We start from the raw sequence: 24,739 nt of genomic DNA on the forward strand, positions 1-24,739 counted from the left end.
CCGTGCATTTCAATTGGCTCACGTCCCTAATATGGAATAAATCTCTATTCTCCATATTTATTCATATTCCCTTGTGCCAACGAAGAAAATATCCAACAAAATTTTGGGTAGACCTAAGTAGTTACGAGCGGAAAATGGCTACTTTGGAGATTTAATGAATTGAGTTGGCGCTACCCGGCAATTTATTGGCGAAATCGTGATCATTTGCTTGAAATAGAGTATCTGTAACTCATTAGATTTTCAGAATGAGCGATTTTGGTCAAATAAAGGGTATTGAGTTCGTTAGGGGGGGCTTGGGGTTGCAACAAGGTTCATTGACTGGGTGATCATGATCCTCGAGCGCAGAACGCAGTTAAACTAGGAGCAGGGTAGTTTTTTTGCGAAGAGATCGGCTTTCAGATGCCTGCATTCATTTTCCATGAAAGGGATAACAGGAGTGGAAGTGGCACATGTTAAGGAGGTGGCAACCAATCCGTACAAACGAAGGAGCCGATGAATTTGTCAAGACGCAGACGCGGTCAACAAATGAATATGCAAGCTCAAAATGTGAATACCATGTGGAGTGGTCAACCGACGCTAAACAACACAATGCCTCCTCAAACGACTCAAGGAAATTATGGTCAACCGATGCCAACCTATCAAGGCGGAATGCCTGTTGCAGGTTCATCTGGCAACCAGAATGCCCCTTATGGGTCGCGCAACACGGGCATTAATCATGCCGATGCACGCAATGTCGGCTTCCAGGGCGGATATACAGGCTACGGTCAGAATGGTCAGCCAACCCAATATGGCACTTTCATGCGGGATGGCACTCAGTACGGGGCAGGTCCTCACACCATTGATCCCAATAAGGCAATTATACAAGCTGTTCATTATGGAGACGGCGGCATCAGCGCGGTGCAGTTTCAGGATGGCAGGGTAGTCGGTATTGACGAAGCCATTTCGATGACAGAAGCTGGCTACATTGAAGATGTGAATACCGGTAGCAATCGGCAAGGGGAGAAGACTTTGAGATCTTATCCAGATGGCGATCCGAGCAATAATTTATCGAATTTACCTCGTTTCTAGGGTGAAAAAAAGCAGTTTGCCAAGAGGCAAGCTGCTTTTTTGCGTATAGGCACACAACCAAAAAGCTGACGGAATGAACACCGCCAGCTGAGACTACCAGATGACTGGTAGAATAGTAAACTATGAATGCGATTACAAATCATTTTTTCAAACTTGCCAAATACTTGAGGACAACGCCAAGAGCGCCAACGTAATAAGCGATTAACAAGATCCAGCCTGTTGGATCCAGCGACGTCATATTTGCCAGCAAAAATAAAGGAAATACATAAAACAATAAATCTTGCAGATAAGTCAGGATTAAGGAACTGGAGAATGTACCTGCTTTGAGTGAGTGATACAAGCCAACAAGGAAGCTAAGCCCCATTAAGCCGAGAACTACCCACATGGAGTAGAGCATTAAACCTGTAAGTTCAAGTGTCATTTCGTTTCACCTCCCCGTAGGAAGATTTACTTCTGCTTTATCATATGCCGCAGCATGACAAGTCGTACTAGGGTGAAATGCTCTTTTGCTAAAATTTAATTTGTTTCCATATTATTTATTATGTAAACAAATTTATAGCTGCATTTTATTGCGATAAATAAGAGGCGCATCGCCAACGTATTTTTTAAATAATCGAGAGAAGTAAAACACATCTTTATATCCAAGAGCATCTGCAATTTCCTTAACAGAATTGTTGGTTCTCACCAGAATATTTTTGGCTTCTGCAATTTTGAGACGATGGATATAGGCATTAAGCGGATAACCGGTGTATTCACTAACGACTCTACGAAGGGTAGAAACGGAAATATGGTGACGCTTTGCAATACTTTTGGCATCAAAAGCTTGATATAAAGAATCGCCGAGATCATCCATAAGGCCAATAATTTGCTGTGTTTTTGTTGTTTCTGCTGTCATTTGATTTTTCAATATAAATTCAAAAAGTAAAGTTTCCAGCAGTAATGCTGCGCGATCGATGTTATTCGCCAAACCGCTTTCCATCAGCATGAAGATGCGCTCAATGCGGTTGAAAGCAGTGGCATCATCAGATCCGACTTGCTTCGCTTGATCGACATTAGTAAGCCAAGTAGACAGCCATTCATCAATACGACTGCCTTTAAATGTAAAATAATACTCGTCCCAATAGCCATTCGCATCAGGACCATAATTATAGATAGCACCAGGACGCAGAAAGAATAGGCTTCCGCTCTCAACACGTTGAACAGCGCCGTTATTTACTTGATAGGAGCCTTTACCACCGGCAAGATACATAAACGCCCATTTATCGAAAGTAGCTTTATGGCGAAACGAGATTCGCCCTGGAAGATGTCCAACGTTAAGGATAATTAAAGATCGCAGTTGAAGCTTGCTGGGATCAATGGGAAGCGAGATCATTCTAAGCGGGTAAGGACTGATCAAATAGTCCATGACTTTTGGCATATCGTACATTCCCTCCGAAATAACTCCATGATATCGTAGATAAGATACAGTTTAATCACGTTAATTAATTCCTATTGTATATGATTAACCAGTCCATGGAAAGTATGTTAACGAATTTGAGAAAAGCAAAGAGAGTGAGAGATCAATGACAACGTCGCTGAAACGCCTATTGCTCATGAATGTAAGTTCAAGTGTTATTTTTAACTACATGGGTATTTTTATCAATCTATTTATTTGGGAAAAAGGGCAATCTATTTTCGACGTCGCATGGTTTAATTTGGTGATGTTCATCGCTTGGGCACTAGCATTTATGTATGGAGCCAAGCTTCTAGCAAGGTTCACAATAGGAGCTGTCATACGTGTTTCGGCCTTATGCGCCGGGATTACTTTTGTTCTACTGTCATGGGTACATGTGGAGCCTAAACTGCTGTATTTAACGTTAATAGCACTTCCTGTGGGAATTACAAACGGCTTGTATTCGGCCGCTCAAAATATCGGCATCTCGCTTTTCGGAAAAGGGAAGGAGTTTACAGCGTTTTTTTCGGCCACGAATGTATTCGGGCAATTGATTGCCTTTCTGAATCCTTTGTTATTCGCGCTAATCATCAAATGGATTGGATTCTCGGGATCATTTTTGGTGATGTTTTTATTTATTGGTGTGATGATTGCCGTCTCGTTCTACATTCCCCGTATTTCACTTAAAGAGGCAGGGGAATCTGTCTTTGAAAATTTCTCAATCCGTCATGTGTTTGCGACCCCAAGCTTGAAATGGATGATTCCATCATTGATTGCAGGAGGTTTTTTCATTCAATTTCAAGGTATTTTTTCGCTCATTTTCACTTTCTCAGTGACGAACGATAAATTGACCATAGCGCTGCTGCAAATTATGTATACCGCTTTTACAGTTGCCTGTGTGTTCGTGTATCAACGCTTTAGTCGAACCCACCGAATCAGCGATTCGCGCTGGCTTACATTCGGGATGATAGCTGCCGCGGTTGGTTTCTTATTGGTTTTATTCCCTAAGCCGTCCATTCTCATTATATCAAACGTATTAACAACGATCGGACTCTTCTTCTTTTTTACAATTTGGAGCTCACGGCAATTCATGGCCAGTAATCATTTGACCCCTGTCCAGCAGGCGAGGTTCTTGGTTTGGCGTGAACTTATTCTCGTGATATCTCGGATTGTGATGCTGGCTCTTATATTGGGAATTACAGATTTCAATGGGATCGTATTTAAAGCCGTTATGATTTTCAGCTTCTCAAGTGCCTTGTTGATCCCTTTCTTTTCAAGTAAAAGTGATGCAACGATGAAGAAAGCAAATGATTAATTGCATTTATATTTAATGTCGTTAATTATATATTTAGAGATGAAATCTGCTCTAAAAGCCATACTTGAACCTGTAATTTCTTCGCAAAGTGCAGAATTGGCGGGGTGTTCGGCAACATGATGCCAAATGATAACGGGACGGTGTTCGTCTGAATAGAAGCTTGAGCAGATTGCAGCGGCCATGGTTCATGATCAATTTCTCCGCGATAAAGACGCCCAATACGATCAGAGCAGTAGAGACAATAGCGTTCGGTTAACCAGTATTCTAATGTTTCAGGAGCTGCTAATTGAATTTCTGAAGTAGGTTTGTACGCCGCTGTGAACTCAGCGGTTTTTGCGCGTTTGTCATGTCTGATACTTCGATAATTGACAGAATCTTGCGCTCTCAATTTCACATCTATCTCTGCATAAAAGTAAGGAAGATGAAAACTCAAACGAGCAGCGGAGAAATAGGGGAGAGAGAAGGTCCCGCGGGGCCTTACTCCAGTGATTCGGCAGCATCTTGTAAAGGTTTTTCATCATGGCTTATCTTAGAATAGGGAACAGCTGCAATTTATGATATAATGAAGCACACTAACTGGAAAGAAAGCAGGAGATTCGACAGCATGAATGGGCAGAATCGGAAAGACGTAACGCCGGGTATTGAAGTCAATATTGTATTGAAACAGGATCAACGAAGTGGGAAGCTAACGCGGGGGATTGTAAAGGATTTACTCACCAATTCGCCGACACATCCTCATGGAATAAAAGTGCGATTAGTTGATGGACAAGTGGGACGTGTCAAACAAATCTTATCGCCGGCAAGGTGATGTAGAACACAGGGGGAGCAAGCATGGCGAAAGCAAAAGTAGCAAAGAGACCAACGCGAGATGAGTTTGTACTGGAAGAGATCGGGAATCAATTATCAGAAGCCAAGATGGAGAATTCCGAGATTGTCCTAACCGTTTGGGGACGTGTGGAAACTGTTCGCGGACTTATCAAGACGATGGATTCCCGTACTGGTCGTGTACATATGGAAACCAAGGATGGGGAATTGGATAAAGTACCTTTCATGGATATTATGAAAGTGGAATATCCCCGAGATTAAAGGCTAATGATGCGGTCAGGCAAGGATGCCGTTCTTAACGGGATTGTGCTTTTGGACCGCATTTAGTTGCTACAAAAATTGCACTAAATCTATATTTAACGCAACTTAGATTGAAATGGATGGAGTGAACATGAGTGGGGCAAGAATATGCTTATGATGATGAGTATTTGGAGCTTTTTGACTCCTGGATGAAGGATCAGGGATTTACGAAACGAACACAACGGGCATATCTGGGGGACGTCCGGTTATTTCTTGCTTCTGTGGAGAAATCGTTGTCCGCGATTGAGGCTTTAGACATTATGCGGTTTCTAACCAAGATGCGTCAGGGCGGAGCAGGGGATTCAGCAAGGAATCGCTACCTGTCATCCATTCGAACTTTTTTCGCTGCGTTAATTGAACTTCAAATTGTGACTAATAATCCATCGCTTCATGTAAAAAAATCAAAAGTAGAAAAGAACGCAATTCCAACCTTCCTCAGTGAGCAGCTCCTCTCTGTTTTTTTGCAGTCTATTGAAGGGAAGTATCAGATTCGCAATGTTGCGATGTTTCTATTAATGAGCTATGCGGGACTACGCGTCAGTGAATTGCATCGATTGAATGTGTCCGATTTCAACCGTTCAACGAATACGTTGCAGGTTTTTGGAAAAGGACGGAAATGGCGAGTCATCCCATTGCCTTATGAACTGGTTAACGTGCTGAATAAAGCGCTTGTTGAGCGAATTGAATCAAGGAGCTCAGGCGAGCATCCTTTTTTTGTTTCGCAATTCGGGCGGCGGATTAGCATTCGTATGATTCAGACGCTTGCTGAGAAATATTTCGATGAATTGAAAAAAGAGTATGCCGAACTACAAGGGAAGTCGATTTCAAGCCACAAGCTTCGCCATACTTTTGCCACGATGCAGGTTATAGCGGGGACTGACATTCGTACGCTGCAGGAATTACTTGGCCATGCGAGCATACAGACTACTCAAATATATACACATGTGGGTGATAAGCAAAAACAGGATGCGATGAACCGGGTTTCAGCGTTTATTCCTGTGGGGATGGGATTATAAATAATTACATAACAAAAGTTATGTAAACTAATTTGCTCTACTTCCGTTTTGAACGTCGTATTGCTATTGCCGTATCATTTTCAGTCAAGGGAGAAAGCTCGCCAGAATCGACGGTTAGAGCTTCCTCAGAGACGATTTAAGCATCGTTGGGTGCAGGGGTGAAGCGGCTGCCCATTTCGATTGCCAAATAACCAGATTTGAAATCGGTGCTGCTGGACAACTAAATAAGTCGAAAATCGCCTGTCCACAATTCCTGTGGCTGGCGATTTTTATCGTTTAGGTAAACACTCATCAAATAGTTTACATAATAAAATTTATGTAATCATAATTCAGGACTTTACACTATGTACAATGAGAAGAGCAAATTAAACACACTTTGACTAATGCAAAAATCCGACGAAGTTATATAATATAACATATATAGTAACTATAACTAACATGAATAAAATATTATTTTACAGCTGCGCCATGGGATGTCTCTCCCTTTTTTAACATAGAAATAAGATAGGAGAGAAAGCATGGCATGGAAGGGGAACGTGGATCGGAACTGTCTACGCTCCTTTTTTTCATCAAAAGGGAGGCTGGAATATGGGCTCACATAGCACAGAAGATCCAATGACGAAAGAGCAGCTGCTGGAGAACGATCGCAAATATGTTTGGCACCATATGAGTGCGCATAATGAGAATCCAATGATTATTGCCTCCGGGGAAGGCAGTTGGGTGCAGGACGTGGATGGCAATCGCTACCTGGACGGTATGTCAGGTCTATGGTGCGTGAATGTGGGACACGGGCGTCAAGAAATTGCGCAGGCAGCGGCGGAACAAATGATGAAAATTGCTTATGCCACCCTTGTGCAATCCCATATTCCTGCAATTACGCTAGCCGCCAAATTAAATGAATGGCTGAATGGCGAATACCGCATTTTTTACTCCAATTCGGGGTCGGATGCTAATGAAGTGGCTTTCAAAATTGCCAGACAATATCACCATCAGAATGGGAAGCCGTCGAAGCATAAGTTTATTTCGCGGCATCGCGCTTATCACGGAAACTCAATGGGAGCTTTAGGTGCAACAGGGCAAGCGCAGCGCAAGCTCAAATATGAACCGCTAGGCGTAGGATTCCAGCATGTGCCGCCGCCCTATTGTTATCGCTGTCCTTTCGGTCAAACGAAGGGAACTTGCCAATTGCAATGCGCCAAAGCGATTGAGGATGCAATCGTCTGGGAAGGAGCGGATTCCGTTGCGGCTGTGATCATGGAGCCTGTGATTACGGGTGGCGGAATGATTGTTCCGCCGGACGAGTATTTGCCGATGATTCGCAGCATATGTGATAAGTATGAGGTTTTGCTGATTATCGATGAAGTGATCTGCGGCTTCGGGCGTTCCGGTGAGAAATTCGGTCATACAAATTACGGTGTGAAGCCTGACATTGTGACCATGGCCAAGGGGCTAACCAGTGCGTACTCGCCGCTGTCAGCCACAGCCGTTGCTGCTGAGTTGTATGAATCGTTTAAGGGGCAAGAGGCGACAAGTCATTTGAGGCATATCAATACGTTTGGGGGGAACCCGGTCTCTTGTCAGGTAGCGCTGAAAAATATCGAGATTTTGGAAAAAGAAAACTTGGTAGCTCGTTCTGCATGGATGGGGAAGCAGTTTAAAAAAAGATTAAAACCTTTGCTGCTGCATCCAAATGTGGGTGAAATCCGTCGATTTGGCTCGGCTTTGGGAATTGAACTGGTGGAGGACCGAGCGAGTAAAGTGCCAGCGACGGCGGAGCGCGTACTTGCCTTTATCACGGCCTGTAAACTAAAGGGACTGCTGATTGGGAAAAATGGCGATACCGTTCCTGGATTCGCAAACATTCTGACATTGAGCCCACCGCTATCATCAACAGATGAAGATATTGATTTTATCGTAGATACTTTACTCGCTGTTTTTAACAACGATAAGAAGAAAGGATGAAGCTCATTGCCAATCATACCTCCTCTACAAATTAATGCCACCCGATTAAACGAACGTATACAGGCACTTGCCCAAATTGGTAAAATTGGCGAAACAGGCGTTTGCAGACTCGCGTTGTCTCCGGAAGATCGTGCAGGTGTTGAACTCGTGAAGACGTGGATGGAAGAAGCGGGAATGGAAGCTTATATCGACCCTTTTGCGAATCTAATTGGCGTGAAATATGGCGAGGACCCATTAGCTCCCATCTTGATGTTAGGCTCGCATGTAGATTCGCAGCCTTATGGCGGCCGTTATGATGGGGCAATCGGTGTGCTTGGCGCTATTGAGGTTGTTCAACGCTTAACGGAAGAAGGGGTACTGCCTGCGTGCAATATTGAAGTTGTAGCTTTCTGCGATGAAGAAGGCTGTCGATTCAATAAAGGATTGTTTGGGGTTAGAGGAATGACGGGTCGATTAGAAACAGACGATATGGAGCGAACGGATAAAAACGGCGTGACTCGCAGAGAAGCGCTGCTGCAATTTGGATGTAATCCTGCCGATATCGCTGGTTACGTGTTTCAGGAAGGCCGAGTAGGCGCGTTTCTGGAGCTGCATATCGAACAAGGGCCTATTCTCGAATCCATGGATGAAGCTATCGGAATCGTTAGCGGCATCTCTGGCCCTTTATGGCTCACGGTTGAAATGACCGGCTTCGCGGGGCACGCCGGCTCAGTCCCGATGTCGATGCGTCACGATGCACTACTGGGCTGCGCCAAAATCATCGTAGCCCTGAATGAGCTCGCTCAGCAAGACCCAGGGGCACCCACGGTTGGCACGGTTGGCTCCCTTGTGGTTTTCCCGGATTCTCGCAATATTATCCCGGAGAAAGTAACGTTTACGATCGATTTGCGAGATATCGATTTAGCGCGCCGGCATGCACTTGAAGCGCAGCTGTTTCAGGTCATCGACAACGTATCCAGCGAACATGGCCTTGCTTACACGATCCGTGAGGACACGAACAGTGAACCAAGATATTGTGCGAATTGGATTAAGGAAACGCTGCATGAAGAAGCAAATGTGATGGGCCTGAAGCCGCCTGAGCTTATGAGCGGACCTTTCCACGATTCGTTAGCGATGTCTCATGTCTGTGACTATGGGATGATATTCGTGAGATGTCTTGAAGGCATCAGCCACAATCCCAAAGAATTTGCGAGTATCGAGGACATCGCCTTAGGGACAGAGCTGTTATATCGAGCGGCACGCCGGATGACTGTGGGAGGTGCAGGGAGATGAGCGCAGCATTTATCTCATTAACGGATCTGAAACGCAATTTCGCTGAAGTAAAGGCTGGGATGAAGCCGAAAGAAGCGATGGAAGAGTCGAATCGTTGTCTGTTTTGTTATGATGCCCCCTGTGTTCGTGCCTGTCCGACGGGGATCGAGATTCCTTCATTTATCAAAAAGATTGCCTCTGGCAATCTCAAAGGGTCGGCCCGCACGATCATGGAAGCCAATCCGGTGGGTGCGACCTGTTCGAGAGTATGTCCAACTGAGGAATTATGCGAAGGAGCTTGTGTACTTAATCATTCGTCCAAGCCTATTCTCATCGGGCAATTGCAGCGGTATGCGACAGATTGGGCGATTCGAAATGAGCAAGTCTTATTCGAAGCGGGAACCAGCAACGGAAAGTCCGCAGCAGTCATTGGAAGCGGACCGGCTGGACTATCCGCAGCCCGGGAACTGGCCCGCTTAGGCTTTAAGGTAACCGTCTATGAGGCGAAAGCGCAGGCTGGAGGCTTGGATACGTATGGAATCGTTTCCTTTCGATTGCCGCAGGAAATATCCCTCTGGGAAGTCGACCAAATTAAGCAGTTGGGCGTGGACTTTCGTATGAACACGAGAGTGGGCACGGATATAAGCGCGGAAGAGATTATACAAAGCTATGATGCGGTTGTACTAGCTGTAGGGATGTCCAAAGTTCCGAATCTCGGCATCGCTGGCGAAGACTTTACTGGCGTGTATGATGCAATTGAATTTGTAGAGTCGACCAAAGGACAGACAGAGCTGAATGCCTCGTTTATCGGCAAGCGAGTGGCCGTCATTGGAGCTGGCAATACTGCAATCGATGCGGCAACCTGCTCGGTAAGGCTTGGCGCCCAAACGGTTCAAATCGTATATCGCCGTACGCAGGAAGAGATGACGGCCTACGATTTTGAGTTTGATTTCGCCAAACAGGACGGCGTGGCTTTCAAATGGCTGACGGCACCCAATCGCATCATTGGAGATCAGAATGGGCAAGTCATTGCAATCGAATGCTTGCAAATGGAACTCGTGGACGTGGATGCGGGGCGCAAACGACCGTTGCCCATCGAAGGGTCGGAGTTTACGATTCCGGTAGATGCGGTTATCAAAGCGATTGGGCAAACGCGTCATCTGCCTTTAATCGAACAATTCGGACTTGTTCATACTCGCGGAACGGTGATGGTGGACCCGAAGACTGGGCAGACCTCGAATCCGCGTATTTATGCAGCGGGAGATTTTATTTTTGGTGAAGGTCAAGGAGAGGCCATGGTTGTCTCAGCCGCGCAGCAAGGGAAGCTAGTTGCTAATGCCATCTATAACCAACACTTAACTGGGGGGATTCAACATGGCTGATTTACGTATCAATCTTGCTGGTATTGTCTCACCCAACCCTTTCTGGTTGGCTTCGGCGCCACCGACGAACACCGGTTACCAGGTACAGCGAGCTTTCGAAGCGGGATGGGGCGGAGCGGTTTGGAAAACGCTCGGAGACCCGATTATTAATACATCCTCGCGTTTTGCTGCGGTCCATTTTAATGGTCAACGGGTTGCCGGTTTTAATAATATTGAGCTGATTACGGACCGTCCGCTTGAGGTGAATCTCAAAGAGATTTATGAAACGAAGAGAAGGTTTCCGAATCATGCGATCATCGTCTCTTTGATGGTGGAGCCGAAACAGGAGAAGTGGCATGAAATTGTCAAGAAGGTCGAAGCTGTCGGCGTTGATGGTTTAGAACTGAATTTTGGTTGTCCGCACGGGATGGCCGAACGCGGGATGGGGGCGGCTTCCGGACAGCAGCCGGATCTCGTCGAAGCGCAAACGATGTGGGCGAAGGAGGCGGCGACAACACCGGTTATCGTCAAGCTGACGCCGAACATTACAGATATTACGAGTACAGCGAAGGCAGCGGTGCGAGGCGGCGCGGATGCGATATCGTTAATTAATACGATTAACTCTTTGGCTGGAGTCGACATCGACACATGGCATACGATTCCGCATGTAGGAGGGAAAGGCTCCCATGGCGGTTACTGTGGACCGGCTGTGAAACCAATCGCTCTTCATATGGTTGCTGACTGTGCTAGAAATCCTGATGTTGGCGTGCCTATATCGGGTATAGGTGGGATTTCCAATTGGCGGGATGCGGTCGAGTTCATGTTAATGGGGGCGACAGGCGTACAGGTGTGTACAGCGGCGATGCATCACGGATTTCGTATTGTTGAAGATATGATTGATGGGTTGAATAATTATTTGGACGAGAAAGGTTTGGCCAGCGTCAGTGAATTAGTCGGAAAATCCGTTCCGCGCTACTCGGATTGGGGCAACCTTGATTTGAATTATGCGGTTGTCGCCCAAATAGATAAGGAAACGTGCATCAACTGCAACAAATGCCATATTGCTTGTGAGGATACTTCGCATCAATGCATTGACCGGTTAACCGATGAGAATGGCGCATCTTATCTGAAGGTTCGTGAGGAAGATTGTGTAGGCTGCAATCTGTGCGCGATTGTTTGCCCAGTGGAAGGTGCTATTTCGATGGTTGAAGTCGCAGGAACCGATGCCCCGCTCACTTGGAATGAACGGCAAGCAGCGATCGCCAAACTGGCGGATGGCAAAGATTCCAATAAGAAGGAGGCTGTCTAGCTATGGCCAAACTCATTCAGAATGGCACGATCGTTACCGCTGTGGATCAATATCAAGCAGATATTCTTATTGAGGATGGCATTATCACACTAATTGGGCGAAATATCGTGCGGGAAGACGCGGAAATTATTGATGCTGCAGGGCATTATGTGTTTCCTGGCGGAATTGATCCGCATACGCATTTGGATATGCCATTTGGCGGCACGGTGACGGCAGATGACTTCGAGACTGGCACGAGGGCTGCAGCTTTCGGCGGAACGACGACCGTGATCGACTTTTGCCTCACGAATAAAGGCGTTCCTCTGAGTCAATCCGTTCTAACATGGCACCGCAAAGCGGCAGGCAAAGCTGTGATTGATTACAGTTTTCATCTGATGATTGCAGAAATCACGGATGATGTATTGGCGGAGCTCCCGAAAATGATTCATGAAGAAGGGATTACGTCGCTCAAGGTCTTCATGGCTTACAAAAATGTGTTCCAAGCTGACGACGGGACCTTGTATCGAACACTGCTGGAGGCGAAGCGTCATGGCGCTTTGGTGATGGTTCACGCGGAAAATGGCGATGTGATCGAGTATCTGATCAAGGAAGCGCTGGAAGCCGGGCATACAGATCCGATCTATCATGCCTTGACGCGGCCATCTTTGATTGAAGGCGAAGCGACGGGGCGCGCAGCCAAGCTTACGGAACTAGCTGGATCCCAGCTATATGTTGTTCATGTTACCTGCGAAGAAGCTGTGCAGCAAATTACCGCTGCGCGAAATAAAGGGGTCGACATATGGGGAGAGACGTGTCCGCAGTATTTGGTGCTGGATCAGACTTATCTAGAGATGCCGAACTTCGAGGGTGCCAAATATGTGTGGTCGCCGCCGCTTAGACCAAAGTTTCATCAAGAAGCGTTATGGACCGCTCTGAGCAAAGGCCAACTCCAGACGCTAGGTTCCGACCAGTGTTCCTTTAATTTTGTAGGGCAAAAGGATTTGGGTCTTGATGATTTCAGCAAAATACCTAACGGCGGGCCTTGTATAGAGGATCGCTTCTCCATTCTTTATTCCGAAGGTGTAGCCAAGGGAAGAATTACGCTCAATCAATTCGTTGACATCGTCTCTACACGAAGCGCGAAGCTGTTTGGTTTATTTCCGAAAAAGGGGACGATTGCCATAGGTTGCGATGCGGATATCGTGATTTTCGATCCCCATATACATCGGATCATTTCCGCTGACACGCATCACATGCACGTCGATTACAATCCGTTTGAGGGACTGGAAATTAAGGGTGAGCCAGTGACGGTCCTTTCACGTGGGGAATTCGTCATTCGCGATAAACAATTCGCAGGCACACCGGGAACGGGTCAGTTTATTAAACGGGGGACTTACCAGGCAGCTTCGGCAGATCTGAAGCTATTGAAGGAAGCTGCCGTAGATAAGGGGGCTGCCCATGTCTGACTATGAGCAGTTTCAATCAGAAAAACAAAAGCTTGATGACTTCATTTCGCAGCAATTTAGAATCGTACATGTGAAAGAAGATCTAAGCGGTGCTTGGCTCGATATGCAGCATCCTGGCGGGGAAACCGCTACGCTTCATCTGACTACAGCCAATGCGCGGAAATATGTTGCTGTGATCCTTATTGCCCAAGAAGTGGACCAGGCTTAATCGATCATGCCATTGACGTACTCATAGCCGTGCAAGGCAAGCTCAATAGTTATTCGTTTGTGCGGCTCCATGTAATCTGAGCCTAGCAGCGCAGCTATTTTATCAAGACGATGATAAAGCGTTTGCCTTACGATAAACAGCGCTTTGGCTGTTTCTTGTTTGGAACCGTTCAGGGCTAAGTACACTTTCAATGTTTTTAAAAGTTGGCTGTTTCTTTCGCGATCCATACTGAGCAGGCTTCCGATGTAATCCTCTATCAAAGGACCCAACTCACCGGATTGTTTCAAATGATGGAGAATCTTATAGATATGCAATTCTTGATAAAAAGGCCTACGGAGTGGTCCTACTTCTCTTTGAATCGCTATCGTTTCTAAGGCAGATTCGTAGCTGCTCTGCAGGCGCGCGAAGTTCGTTATAGGTTTCCCGATTCCGAGTAGGGAGGAGAACACAGTGGGATTTTGATTCATCTCTGTTTTCGGCAGTCTTTGGATGACTTTAAAAATTCGCTCCTGTATCGGTGTTGTTGGCAATTGATCGATTAAAATCAGCACCATTTGATGATGAAGTACAGTTGGCAGCAGGTAGAATCCCTCATTTTCAAATAGGGCTATGGCCACCATTTGTTTGTGAATGATATTGGCATCGTGATTTTTGAGGTTATGCAAGGCAGATTTGCTGTCAAATACACAGACGATGGCTTGATTCAGTTTTAAAGTTGATTTAAGCGTATGGAAATAATCGCGAATTTCGACTTGTGAGTGTTGGTCGCTTAACCAATCAGTCAGCCAAATTTCCTGTTTGAAACGTAATTTTTCTTCCAAATACGGAGTAGGGGATGGCGTCGTTTGATACAGTTCGGAGACCATTTTGTGATGTTGGTGGATGAAGTAAGCGTGCAAATCCTGCGTGATGTCGATATACCTGACTTGCTCATGGAAAAAGATGAGAGGGAAATTGGCGCATTGAGCTAATTGCTTCATACGTTCGAGCGGTTGTTTCGTGTACGTGCCTAATTCGATGCACAAGCCGGAGGCACCACTGTCAATGAGCTGCTGCAAGAAAGAGAGGCTGAGTTCCTCGTTATCATGCCAGCCAATGCCTGTGTTGAGTATCAATTCATTGCCATTGAGCAAATGCCCGACTTGCGTAACTTCCATAATATGAACCCAATGAACGGTGCGATTCAAGGCTTCTTCACTGGCAATCGCTTCGGCTTTCAGAAATAAGGGACGCTGCAAAATATCTCGAACGGTTAATTGAAGAATCGTTTGAACCATCTGGATTCACCTCAGTTATGTTAATTAATATGACATCAAATTAGGTATTTTGTGATTTTACTTATTATACAATGTGTCCAATGACTTGTGGAGAAATTTTCATTCAGCCAGGAGATGAACGAATATGAAGGTGTTGCAGAATCTCATTAATGGGGTATGGATCGATTCAACAAGCACAATGACGAGTGATGTTCTTAATCCGGCCACAGGAGAAGTCATAGCAAGGGTTCCCTTATCGACGGTTCAAGATGTTGAAGCAGCAGCGGCTGCCGCTCAGGATGCTTATGGAACATGGAGTAAAACGCCTGTGCCCAAACGAGCAAGAGTCTTATTCCGTTATTGGCAGTTATTGCAAGATCATGAGTCAGAACTGGCTGAACTGATCACAGCAGAGAACGGCAAGAGTTACAAAGAAGCGCTTGGTGAAGTTCTGCGAGGGATAGAATGTGTTGAATTTGCCGCAGGCGCACCTTCACATATGATGGGGACAACATTAGCCAATATTTCCGCAGAGATGGATTCGGAGTTGTTTCGTGTGCCGTTGGGGGTTGTTGGCGGAATTACGCCATTTAACTTTCCGATGATGGTGCCATGCTGGATGTTTCCATTAGCTATCGCATGCGGGAACACATTCGTCTTGAAACCGTCGGAGCGTACACCATTAACGGCAATGAAGTTGGCTGAGTTATTCCAGGAAGCGGGACTTCCGGAGGGGGTGTTGAATGTTGTTCATGGTGCACAGGACGTCGTGAATACACTAACCACAACGCCATACGTGAAGGCGATTTCCTTCGTAGGCTCTCAGCCCATTGCCAAATATGTGTATGAGAAAGCCTCATCTGCGGGTAAACGTGTGCAAGCGCTAGCAGGCGCTAAGAACTATCATATTGTCATGCCGGATGCGCATATTGAGAAATCGGTCGAGAATATTATCATGTCATCCTTCGGAAGCGCAGGGGAGCGATGCATGGCCTGCTCAGCAGTTGTGGTTGTTGGCGATGGCGGAGCATTCGTAGAATCGCTGCAACAATCTGCGGCTACTATGGTGATCGGCAATGGGGTAGAGGACGCGGTGACTCTGACGCCGGTCATTCGCGATGAACAGAGGACCCGAATCGAGAGCTATATTGACAAAGGGATGGAAGAAGGCGCGAAGCTTCTGCTTGATGGGCGATTGGTTCAGGAACGAGCCGGAGATGGGTATTTTCTAGGGGCGACGATATTTGATCATGTTCAACCGCAGATGACGATTGCCAAGGAAGAGATTTTCGGCCCCGTCTTATCGATTCTTCGCGCAGCGGATTTGGACGAAGCGCTGACGCTTGTGAATCAGTCGCGATTCGGCAACTCAGCCGTCATTTATACGGAGAATGCTAAGGCGGTAAGGAAATTCCGCGAAGAGGTCGAGGCAGGGATGCTGGGCGTGAATGTCGGTGTTCCCGCGCCGATGGCATTTTTCCCATTCTCAGGCTGGAAAGATTCTTTCTATGGAGACCTGCATGCGAATGGCAAGGATGGCGTTGAATTTTATACGAAGAAAAAGATGATTACTGCTCGTTATTTCTAAAATTTGGGGTGAGCGAAGCTCACCCCTTATATTTTGACGTCCACCACGGGCATCTTTGCTATGGAGGCTTTCGGTCTCAAAGGGCATCTAATGAACTGTATGATGCTTATAGAGCGGAAAATGGCGGCTTTGGAGATGTAACGAACGGAGTTGGCGCTATCGAGCAAATTATTGGTCGAATGGTGATCATTTGTTTGAAATAGAGCATCTGGAATTCATTAGTTTTTCAGAAGGAGCAATTTTGATCGAATAAAGAGTATTGAGTTCGTTAGGGCGTTTGGGCTTGTCTCAAGGTTCATTGATTGGGTGACCCAGCCTGCGGCTAGGTCTTTTTTTACGATTAATTAAGTATATGTAAATCCTACATTGTCGGCGGAGTAGCAATTTAGTATCATTGACTGTACGGTTGGAAAAGGAGGAAGAAAAATGGAAGGGGATTTAAATTAATTACATAAATAATTAATGTCATAAAATATTTATGGAGGACCTTGCAGAATGAGTAAACAACCTAGAAAAAAGAATTCGATGGGACAATATTCGGAACTGTTAAGCCGCTATTTGTTCCCTCAGAAGGGTACACTTGCTGTATTAACGCTGCTGTTATTTGCTTCTATCGGCTTACAACTTATTAATCCGCAAATTATTCGCTTTTTTATTGATACTGCGCAGTCGCAAAGTTCATTGCAGCCGCTGGTTACAGCAGCGATTCTGTTTATCGGCTTTTCCTTAATCCAACAGTTGGTCACTGTCATCGCTACTTATTTTAGTGAAAATGTCGGTTGGAAAACAACGAATAAATTGCGTGTCGATCTTGCCGCACATTGTTTGTCGCTGGATATGTCTTTTCACAAATCACACACCTCTGGGTCGTTAATTGAACGCGTGGATGGGGATGTCAATGCGCTAGCCAATTTCTTTTCCAGTATGATTATTCATTTGGTTGGCAATGTGCTGCTAATGGCTGGCATTATCATTTTATTGTTTCGGGAGAATTGGTTAATTGGGTTAGGGATGGCCTTTTTCGTCGTTTTTGCCGTCTTTATGATCCAATGGATTCGCAAATTTGCTGTACCTGTTTGGGCTAGTTGGCGGCAGGCCAACGCTGAATTCTATGGTTTTATTGGGGAACATTTGGAAGGAACGGAAGATATTCGTGCCAATGGCGCCGTAGGTTTCGTCATGAATCGTTTCTATACGATGCTGCGGGTGATGCTGCCGCTTAGGGTCAAAGCTTTCCTAGGCTTTTGCGCCATGTGGAATATGTCAATTCTTGTCTTCGCATTAGGGAATGCGATGGCTTTCGGAATAAGCGCTTACTTGTGGCAAACGCAGCATATCTCGATGGGAACTGTGTACTTGATTTTCTTCTATACAGAGCTATTGGCAAAGCCAATCGAAAAAATTCGTACGCAAATGGAAGATCTGCAGAAGGCAGATGCCAGTATTTCAAGAATTCGCGAGCTATTCGCCACACAATCCGAAATTAAGGATGGACCTGGTGCTATCATTCCCGAGGGGCCATTAAGCGTTGAGTTTCGTGACGTTACTTTCAGTTATGACGGAGATCAGCCTACGTTAAAAGGTGTACAGTTCTCATTGAAACCAGGTGAAGTTCTTGGGTTGCTTGGACGCACAGGCAGCGGCAAATCGACAATGGCACGTTTGTTGCTTCGTTTCTACGATCCGCAAGAGGGTGTCATTGCTCTGGGTGGGACCGATATAAGTAAAGCAAAGCTGGCTGATCTGCGTAAACGAGTCGCACTAGTCACGCAAAATATTGAAATTATGCAAGGAACCATCCGCGATAATCTAACCTTCTATGATGAAACGATCTCGGATCAGGCGATTATTGACGTGCTGGGCGAGCTCGGACTTAGTTCTTGGTACGGGGCAATGCCCGAGGGATTGGATACGAATTTAGCTTCCGGAGGGGGAAGCTTGTCTGCGGGTGAGGCGCAGTTGCTCGCTTTTGCGCGAGTTTTTCTGACGAATCCTGGCCTCGTTATTATGGATGAAGCTTCTTCACGCTTGGATCCTTTAACCGAGCAGCGGATTGAGAAGGCGGTTTCCAAGCTCTTAACGGAGCGTTCTTGCATCATGATTGCACATCGACTGGCTACCGTACAACGGGCCGATCATATTGTGATATTGGATAATGGAGCCATTATGGAATCAGGCAGAAGAGAAATCTTGGCAGCCGACCCGAATTCCCGCTTCAGTCAATTACTAGCCACCGGGCTTGAGGAGGTATTGGTATGAATACGTATCAATATTTGTGGCGGCTGATTATGTATCGTCCCATGCGTTATTTCATAAATGCAATCGCTTGGACGGTCATTTATCTGGCGCCGATTGCAGCGGGCTTGGTAACGAAAGAATTCTTCGATTCCTTAACAGGTAATTCAAAGCTTGGCTATAGTGTTTGGGGGTTGATTGCCCTCCTGATGGCTGCGGCACTAGGCAGAATCATTTTGATCGTCATCGGTTTTATTACAGACGTGAATTTCCGTTTCCGCATGGGGATGCTGCTTAGAAGGAATCTACTTGAACATGTGCTCAAACAGCCCGGAGCGCAGGCGATTCCGGTATCGCCAGGCGAAGCAATCAGTCATTTCCGTGATGATGTTGATCAGTCTGAAGAGGCGGCGAGTTGGTCTGTTGATGTTTTTGGGATGACTTGTTTTGCACTTGTGTCCGGCTATATTTTAATTCGGATTGATGCTCAAATGACGCTTCTTGTATTTATGCCGATCGTACTTGTAATTACCGCCGCACAGCTAGCAACCGTACGATTGCAGAAATATCGCGCAGCGAGTCGGGAAGCAACTTCCAAAGTGACTGGCGAAATCAGTGAAATGTTCGGCAACGTGCAAGCGATTCAAGTCGCAGGTGCTGAGAAACGTGTTATTGCCAGATTCCGCAGCTTCGGTGACAGCCGAAGGAAAGCCATGCTGAAAGATCGGTTGATGACCGAACTGCTGGATTCGGTGTTTTCCAACTCGGTTAACCTTGGAACAGGACTGATTCTGCTGTTAGCCGGGACCAAAATGCGTGCAGGTACTTTTACAGTCGGAGACTTTGCCTTATTCGTGTATTACTTAACTTTTGTTACGCAGTTCATATCGAATGTGGGCAAGTTTATCACTTACTTTAAACAAATGAGCGTTTCACTGGAAAGATTAACCTTTCTGCTGCAAGGTGCATCAGCGAAAGTTCTGACGATGGTTAATTCCTTGCATTTGACAAAGGGCAGCCCGCTCCCAGGCATGACTGAGGGAACAGATAAGCTTGGTGGCAAGCTTGAGCGGCTAGATGTGAATGGGCTGAGCTATGCATATGCCGATACGGGCAGAGGAATCTCGGACATTCACTTCAGCTTGCAAAAAGGTTCGTTCACCGTCGTCACGGGGACGATTGGGTCAGGCAAAACCACGCTCGTGCGTTCGCTCCTTGGGCTGCTGCCCAAGGGCGAAGGAACGATTGCGTGGAATGGCGTGCCCGTCGAAGATCCGGGCACCTTCTTTACCCCGTCGCGGAGCGCCTACACCGCGCAGGTGCCGCGGTTGTACAGCGATACGCTGCGCAATAATATTTTGCTCGGGCAAGCGGAGCAAAACGACAGCTTGCCGCAGGCGTTGCACGCGGCGGTGATGGAGTTCGACGTCGCGCAGCTGCCAGGCGGGCTGGACACCGTCATCGGCCCGCGCGGGGTGAAGCTCTCCGGCGGCCAAGCGCAGCGGACGGCCGCAGCGCGCATGCTCGTACGCGACGCCGAGCTGTACGTGTTCGACGACTTGTCGAGCGCGCTCGACGTCGAGACGGAGCAGAAGCTCTGGGAACGCATGTTCCAGCGGCGTGCAGATGCGACTTGTCTGGTCGTGTCGCACCGCAAAACGGCGCTAACCCGTGCCGACCACATCATCGTGATGAGGGACGGCCGCATCGAAGCCGAGGGCACCTCGGCGGAGCTGCTGTTGCGAAGCGAGACGTTCCAGCAGCTCTGGTACGGGGATGAGCGGAAAGCGGAGTGAGGCGGGAGTTCTACCAGGTTGGTGGGCGTGGGGTTTGACAGCCGCCATGCGGCAGATAAGGGAACGACAAGCCGATATTCTTCCAAAAAGTGCTATCATAGCAAATTAGAGGGAATTATAGTTCGCTATTTTTGCAAAAAGCGTCATTTTAGCGAGGGTGAGGGAACTATAGTTCGCTATTTTGCTGTTTGGCGGAAAATTCAGCGCTTTTCGTGGATATAAGACCCTCTAGTTCCGTTACTACTCTTGAATCACATCTGTTCGACTAAATAGAGCCCCACAGTTCCCTCCCTCTATGCCAAACTTTAAAAGGGAATTTCTAGGTTCTTCTAGAATGAGTAATGAAGCTATTCTAATACAAGAATTTCATGAAGGAGGCAAGAGGATGGGTTCAGATAAAGTGGTAGGTCAAACGGCTGAAGCAGGTTTTCAAATTGGTGTCAGAAGGACACTGCCTTTATATCAGGAGGAAGCTTGGGAGCTGCTCATTTCCCCATCAGGAAGAAAATTCTGGCTCGGTGAAGTGGCGGATCTGTCGTTCACCAAGGGTCAAGCTTATCAGACCGTAGATGGATGCTCAGGAGAAATTCGTGTGGTGAAGCCGCTCGAGCAGCTTCGTTTGACTTGGCAGCCCGCAGCATGGGAGCATGCTTCTACGCTGCAGATTCGGCTGCTTCCTACAGCAAATCCCGGCCGGACAACGATCAGTTTTCATCAAGAAAAGCTGGATAATGAGGAGCGTAGAGAAGAGATGAAAGCGCGCTGGGAAGCTGTTATTGCTGACCTCCAGTCCATAGGGGAACTCGGAGCCATTCAATGACAGGAACCCTTGTTGTGGTTTTCGTGTTAACGATGATTATACATACAGCCGAAACGTTGTCTTATTCAATTCGATACGCTGGCGTGCAGGTGAACAAGCTGGCTGTGGCCCTTTCTTTAGTCGGAATCGTCGTGCTCGTTTCAAGAACAGCGAATTTAATTCAAGCGCCTATGACGGCGAACTTCGTGGATTTTGCCAAGGTGGAACCGACTTTTGACTTGGAAAGATACCTGCGTATCAGCCTTTTCGCCTCGTCTATCGGCACGTTGATCGCAATCGCCTTGTTTCCCTCATTTATTAATTTCAGTGTGCGTATTATTGCTCGATTGGAAGTTGCAGGGTCGTTACCCAAATTAATTACAAGTGTTACCGTAGAGCAGCTGAAGAATTCGAAATCCTACTGGAAAAAGCCCAAAGTGAAGCTGAGTCAATTTCGCTATTTGGGTGTTCCCAAGCGCTTATTATTGATCAATATTGTGGTGACGGCTTTCTATTCGGTCGGGGTGCTCGCTTCGTTATATGCCGCTCATCTGGTTCCTGAATCTGCAACGACAGCTTCTCAGGCTTCTGGGCTGATTAACGGGATTGCGACGATACTTTTGACCATTTTCATAGATCCACAGCTTGGTCTCATTACAGATAAGGCGCTGCATGATGAGTCGCAAAAAAGGCAGCTAGGCAAGATTTATGCGCTGCTCATGACTTCTCGCTTTCTTGGAACATTGCTTGCTCAGTTGTTTCTGATTCCGTCTGCCCATTTCATCGGATGGATTGTCCAAACGATTTTCTAATTTCCTCCTTACCTTTCATTCATAGTGACAGCTTGCTATAATAGCTAATATCATAGTAGCGCAGCTAGAAATGGAGCAAAGAATGAAGAAGTTCAAGAAATTTTATATTGAGGTTACAAGTGTATGCAACTTGGCCTGCACGTTCTGTCCGCAAACGAAACGTCAAGCCAATTTTATTAAAATAGATACGTTTACGAATATCCTTGATCAAATTAAGCCTCATACCGATCATATTTACCTCCATGTGAAAGGTGAGCCTTTGCTGCATCCTAAGATTGATGAATTGTTGGATTTAAGCCATGAGAAGGGCTTTAAGGTCAATATCACAACGAACGGCACATTGATTAACAAAAACAGACACAAGCTGCTGGATAAACCGGCGCTTAGACAAATGAATTTCTCGTTGCACAGTTTCGACGGACATGAAGGGTCTGAGGATAAGGAAGGCTATGTGACGAGTATTCTGCGTTTTGCCAAAGAAATCGTGGCGAAGTCCAATGTGATCATTTCGTTCCGGCTCTGGAATCTGGATACCGATAATCAGACCAATCTGGAGCGTCAGCGCAACCGTGAGGTGCTGGAGCTGCTCGAGCAAGAATTCAATCTCGATTTCAAAATCGATGAGAAATTCGTGCGCGGAACGGGCGTCAAGCTAGCCGATCGCGTCTATCTGAATCAGGATCATGAGTTCCAGTGGCCAGATCTCAAAGCAGAGGAAATTTCTGGACCTGGTTTCTGTCACGCGCTGCGCAATCAAGCCGGTATTCTTGTTGATGGCACTGTAATCCCATGTTGTTTAGATGGGGAAGGAGTTATCAATTTGGGCAATATCAACGATACGCATTTCTCGGATATTGTAGAGGGCGAACGGGCGAACCGTTTGTTTGAGGGATTTTCCAGACGCGAAGTTGTTGAGGAATTATGCCGCAAATGCGGGTACCGCGAACGTTTTAGTATGTAAGATTGAGAAAGCTACTTGAAGCAGCCAGTTGGCTGTTCGAGGAGCTTTTTTTCTACGGAGGCAAGATTAGCAAGCGCACACTATTAGGGGCACATAGTATCCTGCTGGTTCTCACTGTACACTCGACACATGTGGAGTGCGTGGTAAGGATATATAGCAATGATTGAGCATTAGGTGAAATTACTTTAATTGTAAATTTTGTTAGCTTGTCTGCCTAGCTTTTATCAATTTACCTTCGTGTAAAAATGAAAAAAATAGCAAGCTCACCACCGCGGTAGCCGTTTGGTGGGTTCCATGATGAAGAAGCGGATTCTAGAGCTACAGGACTTCGTAAAATTGCATATCTTGAAGGAAAACAAGAATATGCGATGTATCCAGCAGAGTACATTTGGATGATGGCACAAATAAAGCAACGACTAGAAAATTACAATGGTTGTGAAAAGAGGACGATAGAGAAATTGAAGCAAAAGTTGTATACGGAAACGTTTGGAATGAGTTTACTTCAGACTCAAACGATGTTTATGAAGTAGATTTTGGTGGAGACATAAATTCACCTCTACGCAGTGAATTAATAGATACTTATGATTTTATTGTATCCAATCAAGAAGAAATTAAGAATGTAATACTACAAGAATTATTTGAAGAATATAGTGGTTTCCAAGCAAAATATTGCGATGATGAAGATGATGAATTTATGCCAGATTTAACTGGTGTTAATGATCTAAAGCCCTTAATCAGTTTAGCAAGAGTTCATATCTTAGATGTAATCAAGGACGGCATTGGTTATTTTGGCTTTCAATTTGATTGCTCGTGGGATGAAGAGCACGGTTTTGGTGTAATGCTATTTAAAAACGAAGTTGTTGCATTGGGGGGATCAGACTCATCCTTTCTTTCATGGATAGCTAATGATCATTTAAATGAAAGAAGCGATACAAAATGAAACAATTCTATCAACGAGAGAAGATGAGGTGCTATAATGCGTGATTATATTGGAATTAAAGAATCAACTGTTGAAATTATGTCTGGGGCTTTGAGTGAGATAGAAAGAATTAAAGTTATCAATGATAAATAATAAAACAAGCCTTTCATGGGAGAGAGGGGGAAATGGTTACATGATTGAGGAAGAAACACACGATGAATTTCAAAAGAGCATTTGTATTGGAAGCAGTATGTTGAAACATTAGCGATTTTTACATTAGAAGAGTTATATAGTTACATAAATAATTCATATGTTAGTAAAGTAGTCATTTATCGATTGCTAGGAGACTATGAAATTCCTTATAAGCGAAACTTTTTAAAAACAAGGACTATATCAGCATTTTGCGCGGAAGATTACCGAGCACAAAATATTTATTAAAATGATTGAAGGCAATAACAAATAAAACGAGTTTGTTATAAGCCAATTGAATATATGTACGAATCTTATGGGGGGAAAATGAGCATTTCTTACTATGGGCTTATTCTATTTTTGATACTTTCAGTTACTCCAATATTCATAAGTTATCGTACTGCACTTCGCTTAATTAAAAAGACAAACTCATTTTGGAGTAATTTGATAATAATTAGTACGTTTAATGTTCTCATATATGTTCTCTTGGTGGTAATTTGGTTAGTGTTTTGTTTTTCTGCTACAATTGGTTGGGATATTGAAACCCTTCCATTTATTGGAATTAAGGTAGGTTTATTTGCATCCGTTATTAGTACATTACTTTTAAACATTATATTGATTATTAAGAGGAAACGTTTGTTAATTGTTTTTAGAGGGAACTCAGGAAGGAGATTGATTCAGTTGTCGTATTC

The 24,739-nt window shown here is 45.6% G+C and carries 23 protein-coding genes; 19 read left to right on the plus strand and 4 right to left on the minus strand.

Going from position 1 to position 24,739, the window contains the following annotated elements:
• Window positions 1–498 precede the first annotated feature (498 nt).
• A complete protein-coding gene (locus IEY34_RS37085) occupies window positions 499–1,068 on the plus strand; it encodes a DUF3892 domain-containing protein (RefSeq protein WP_229757984.1) in 570 nt (189 codons plus the stop codon).
• Window positions 1,069–1,207: 139 nt separating this feature from the next.
• Here IEY34_RS37085 and IEY34_RS33885 read toward each other — a convergent pair whose 3' ends face one another.
• Complete coding sequence (locus IEY34_RS33885) at window positions 1,208–1,489, minus strand: hypothetical protein (protein ID WP_189020375.1); 282 nt, start codon at window positions 1,487–1,489, stop codon at window positions 1,208–1,210.
• Between the two features lie 132 nt (window positions 1,490–1,621).
• Entirely contained in the window at window positions 1,622–2,485 is an 864-nt protein-coding gene (locus IEY34_RS33890) for an AraC family transcriptional regulator (protein ID WP_189020377.1), read from the minus strand.
• A 145-nt stretch (window positions 2,486–2,630) separates the two neighbouring features.
• Here IEY34_RS33890 and IEY34_RS33895 point away from each other — a divergent pair, with 145 nt between their 5' ends.
• Complete coding sequence (locus IEY34_RS33895; RefSeq protein WP_189020379.1) at window positions 2,631–3,815, plus strand: MFS transporter; 1,185 nt, start codon at window positions 2,631–2,633, stop codon at window positions 3,813–3,815.
• Between the two features lie 25 nt (window positions 3,816–3,840).
• Here IEY34_RS33895 and IEY34_RS33900 read toward each other — a convergent pair whose 3' ends face one another.
• The gene (locus IEY34_RS33900) at window positions 3,841–4,248 is read right to left on the minus strand and encodes a DUF2071 domain-containing protein (RefSeq protein WP_189020381.1); all 408 of its coding nucleotides are present in this window, start codon (window positions 4,246–4,248) and stop codon (window positions 3,841–3,843) included.
• Between the two features lie 171 nt (window positions 4,249–4,419).
• Here IEY34_RS33900 and IEY34_RS33905 point away from each other — a divergent pair, with 171 nt between their 5' ends.
• The 9 genes from IEY34_RS33905 to IEY34_RS33945 all read left to right on the plus strand — a co-directional run bounded on the left by IEY34_RS33905 (window position 4,420) and on the right by IEY34_RS33945 (window position 13,492).
• Window positions 4,420–4,623: a YwbE family protein gene (locus IEY34_RS33905; RefSeq protein WP_189020383.1), complete on the plus strand. Its 204-nt coding sequence runs from the start codon at window positions 4,420–4,422 to the stop codon at window positions 4,621–4,623.
• A gap of 23 nt (window positions 4,624–4,646) precedes the next feature.
• Window positions 4,647–4,901, plus strand: a complete 255-nt coding sequence (locus IEY34_RS33910) for a YolD-like family protein (protein WP_189020385.1) — start codon at window positions 4,647–4,649, stop codon at window positions 4,899–4,901.
• Between the two features lie 134 nt (window positions 4,902–5,035).
• Entirely contained in the window at window positions 5,036–5,956 is a 921-nt protein-coding gene (locus tag IEY34_RS33915; RefSeq protein WP_189020386.1) for a tyrosine-type recombinase/integrase, read from the plus strand.
• Window positions 5,957–6,544: 588 nt separating this feature from the next.
• A complete protein-coding gene (locus IEY34_RS33920) occupies window positions 6,545–7,918 on the plus strand; it encodes an aspartate aminotransferase family protein (RefSeq protein WP_189020388.1) in 1,374 nt (457 codons plus the stop codon).
• 6 nt (window positions 7,919–7,924) lie between these two features.
• Window positions 7,925–9,190, plus strand: a complete 1,266-nt coding sequence (locus IEY34_RS33925; protein ID WP_189020390.1) for a M20 family metallo-hydrolase — start codon at window positions 7,925–7,927, stop codon at window positions 9,188–9,190.
• On the plus strand, window positions 9,187–10,551 hold the full coding sequence (locus IEY34_RS33930) for an NAD(P)-dependent oxidoreductase (RefSeq protein ID WP_189020392.1): 1,365 nt from the start codon (window positions 9,187–9,189) through the stop codon (window positions 10,549–10,551). The genes IEY34_RS33925 and IEY34_RS33930 overlap by 4 nt, the downstream gene beginning before the upstream one ends.
• Window positions 10,544–11,839: an NAD-dependent dihydropyrimidine dehydrogenase subunit PreA gene (preA, locus tag IEY34_RS33935; protein ID WP_189020394.1), complete on the plus strand. Its 1,296-nt coding sequence runs from the start codon at window positions 10,544–10,546 to the stop codon at window positions 11,837–11,839. The genes IEY34_RS33930 and preA overlap by 8 nt, the downstream gene beginning before the upstream one ends.
• A 2-nt stretch (window positions 11,840–11,841) precedes the next feature.
• A complete protein-coding gene (gene hydA / locus IEY34_RS33940) occupies window positions 11,842–13,284 on the plus strand; it encodes a dihydropyrimidinase (protein ID WP_189020395.1) in 1,443 nt (480 codons plus the stop codon).
• Window positions 13,277–13,492 (plus strand): hypothetical protein, encoded by a 216-nt coding sequence (locus IEY34_RS33945; protein WP_189020397.1) that lies wholly within the window; start codon window positions 13,277–13,279, stop codon window positions 13,490–13,492. Before hydA ends, IEY34_RS33945 begins: the two co-directional genes overlap by 8 nt.
• On the opposite strand, the gene IEY34_RS33950 is transcribed toward IEY34_RS33945, so the two are convergent.
• Window positions 13,489–14,769: a PucR family transcriptional regulator gene (locus IEY34_RS33950; RefSeq protein WP_189020399.1), complete on the minus strand. Its 1,281-nt coding sequence runs from the start codon at window positions 14,767–14,769 to the stop codon at window positions 13,489–13,491. The genes IEY34_RS33945 and IEY34_RS33950 overlap by 4 nt on opposite strands.
• A gap of 124 nt (window positions 14,770–14,893) precedes the next feature.
• Here IEY34_RS33950 and IEY34_RS33955 point away from each other — a divergent pair, with 124 nt between their 5' ends.
• The 8 genes from IEY34_RS33955 to IEY34_RS37090 all read left to right on the plus strand — a co-directional run.
• Complete coding sequence (locus tag IEY34_RS33955) at window positions 14,894–16,336, plus strand: CoA-acylating methylmalonate-semialdehyde dehydrogenase (RefSeq protein ID WP_189020401.1); 1,443 nt, start codon at window positions 14,894–14,896, stop codon at window positions 16,334–16,336.
• Between the two features lie 495 nt (window positions 16,337–16,831).
• Entirely contained in the window at window positions 16,832–18,595 is a 1,764-nt protein-coding gene (locus IEY34_RS33960) for an ABC transporter ATP-binding protein (RefSeq protein ID WP_189020403.1), read from the plus strand.
• Window positions 18,592–20,367: an ABC transporter ATP-binding protein gene (locus IEY34_RS33965; protein ID WP_189020404.1), complete on the plus strand. Its 1,776-nt coding sequence runs from the start codon at window positions 18,592–18,594 to the stop codon at window positions 20,365–20,367. The genes IEY34_RS33960 and IEY34_RS33965 overlap by 4 nt, the downstream gene beginning before the upstream one ends.
• A gap of 385 nt (window positions 20,368–20,752) precedes the next feature.
• A complete protein-coding gene (locus tag IEY34_RS33970) occupies window positions 20,753–21,187 on the plus strand; it encodes an SRPBCC family protein (protein ID WP_189020406.1) in 435 nt (144 codons plus the stop codon).
• Window positions 21,184–21,978 (plus strand): lipid II flippase Amj family protein, encoded by a 795-nt coding sequence (locus IEY34_RS33975; RefSeq protein ID WP_189020408.1) that lies wholly within the window; start codon window positions 21,184–21,186, stop codon window positions 21,976–21,978. Before IEY34_RS33970 ends, IEY34_RS33975 begins: the two co-directional genes overlap by 4 nt.
• 82 nt (window positions 21,979–22,060) lie before the next feature.
• Complete coding sequence (locus IEY34_RS33980; RefSeq protein ID WP_189020410.1) at window positions 22,061–22,939, plus strand: radical SAM/SPASM domain-containing protein; 879 nt, start codon at window positions 22,061–22,063, stop codon at window positions 22,937–22,939.
• A gap of 457 nt (window positions 22,940–23,396) precedes the next feature.
• Window positions 23,397–23,879, plus strand: coding sequence for a DUF6985 domain-containing protein (locus IEY34_RS37980; RefSeq protein WP_373291385.1), 483 nt, complete (start codon window positions 23,397–23,399; stop codon window positions 23,877–23,879).
• Between the two features lie 495 nt (window positions 23,880–24,374).
• A partial coding sequence (locus IEY34_RS37090) for a hypothetical protein (protein WP_229757986.1) occupies window positions 24,375–24,739 on the plus strand: 365 nt, incomplete at its 3' end.

Source organism: Paenibacillus marchantiophytorum (assembly GCF_014640555.1).
Classification (GTDB): domain Bacteria; phylum Bacillota; class Bacilli; order Paenibacillales; family NBRC-103111; genus Paenibacillus_E; species Paenibacillus_E marchantiophytorum.

What these genes read in the sequence shown, in the direction of transcription:
- IEY34_RS33885 (WP_189020375.1), bottom strand. Translation starts at nt 1,489, where the DNA reads ATGACACTTGAACTTACAGGTTTAATGCTCTACTCCATGTGGGTAGTT.
- IEY34_RS33890 (WP_189020377.1), bottom strand. Translation starts at nt 2,485, where the DNA reads ATGCCAAAAGTCATGGACTATTTGATCAGTCCTTACCCGCTTAGAATG.
- IEY34_RS33895 (WP_189020379.1), top strand. Translation starts at nt 2,631, where the DNA reads ATGACAACGTCGCTGAAACGCCTATTGCTCATGAATGTAAGTTCAAGT.
- IEY34_RS33905 (WP_189020383.1), top strand. Translation starts at nt 4,420, where the DNA reads ATGAATGGGCAGAATCGGAAAGACGTAACGCCGGGTATTGAAGTCAAT.
- IEY34_RS33910 (WP_189020385.1), top strand. Translation starts at nt 4,647, where the DNA reads ATGGCGAAAGCAAAAGTAGCAAAGAGACCAACGCGAGATGAGTTTGTA.
- IEY34_RS33920 (WP_189020388.1), top strand. Translation starts at nt 6,545, where the DNA reads ATGGGCTCACATAGCACAGAAGATCCAATGACGAAAGAGCAGCTGCTG.
- IEY34_RS33930 (WP_189020392.1), top strand. Translation starts at nt 9,187, where the DNA reads ATGAGCGCAGCATTTATCTCATTAACGGATCTGAAACGCAATTTCGCT.
- preA (WP_189020394.1), top strand. Translation starts at nt 10,544, where the DNA reads ATGGCTGATTTACGTATCAATCTTGCTGGTATTGTCTCACCCAACCCT.
- hydA (WP_189020395.1), top strand. Translation starts at nt 11,842, where the DNA reads ATGGCCAAACTCATTCAGAATGGCACGATCGTTACCGCTGTGGATCAA.
- IEY34_RS33945 (WP_189020397.1), top strand. Translation starts at nt 13,277, where the DNA reads ATGTCTGACTATGAGCAGTTTCAATCAGAAAAACAAAAGCTTGATGAC.
- IEY34_RS33950 (WP_189020399.1), bottom strand. Translation starts at nt 14,769, where the DNA reads ATGGTTCAAACGATTCTTCAATTAACCGTTCGAGATATTTTGCAGCGT.
- IEY34_RS33955 (WP_189020401.1), top strand. Translation starts at nt 14,894, where the DNA reads ATGAAGGTGTTGCAGAATCTCATTAATGGGGTATGGATCGATTCAACA.
- IEY34_RS33960 (WP_189020403.1), top strand. Translation starts at nt 16,832, where the DNA reads ATGAGTAAACAACCTAGAAAAAAGAATTCGATGGGACAATATTCGGAA.
- IEY34_RS33965 (WP_189020404.1), top strand. Translation starts at nt 18,592, where the DNA reads ATGAATACGTATCAATATTTGTGGCGGCTGATTATGTATCGTCCCATG.
- IEY34_RS33970 (WP_189020406.1), top strand. Translation starts at nt 20,753, where the DNA reads ATGGGTTCAGATAAAGTGGTAGGTCAAACGGCTGAAGCAGGTTTTCAA.
- IEY34_RS33975 (WP_189020408.1), top strand. Translation starts at nt 21,184, where the DNA reads ATGACAGGAACCCTTGTTGTGGTTTTCGTGTTAACGATGATTATACAT.
- IEY34_RS33980 (WP_189020410.1), top strand. Translation starts at nt 22,061, where the DNA reads ATGAAGAAGTTCAAGAAATTTTATATTGAGGTTACAAGTGTATGCAAC.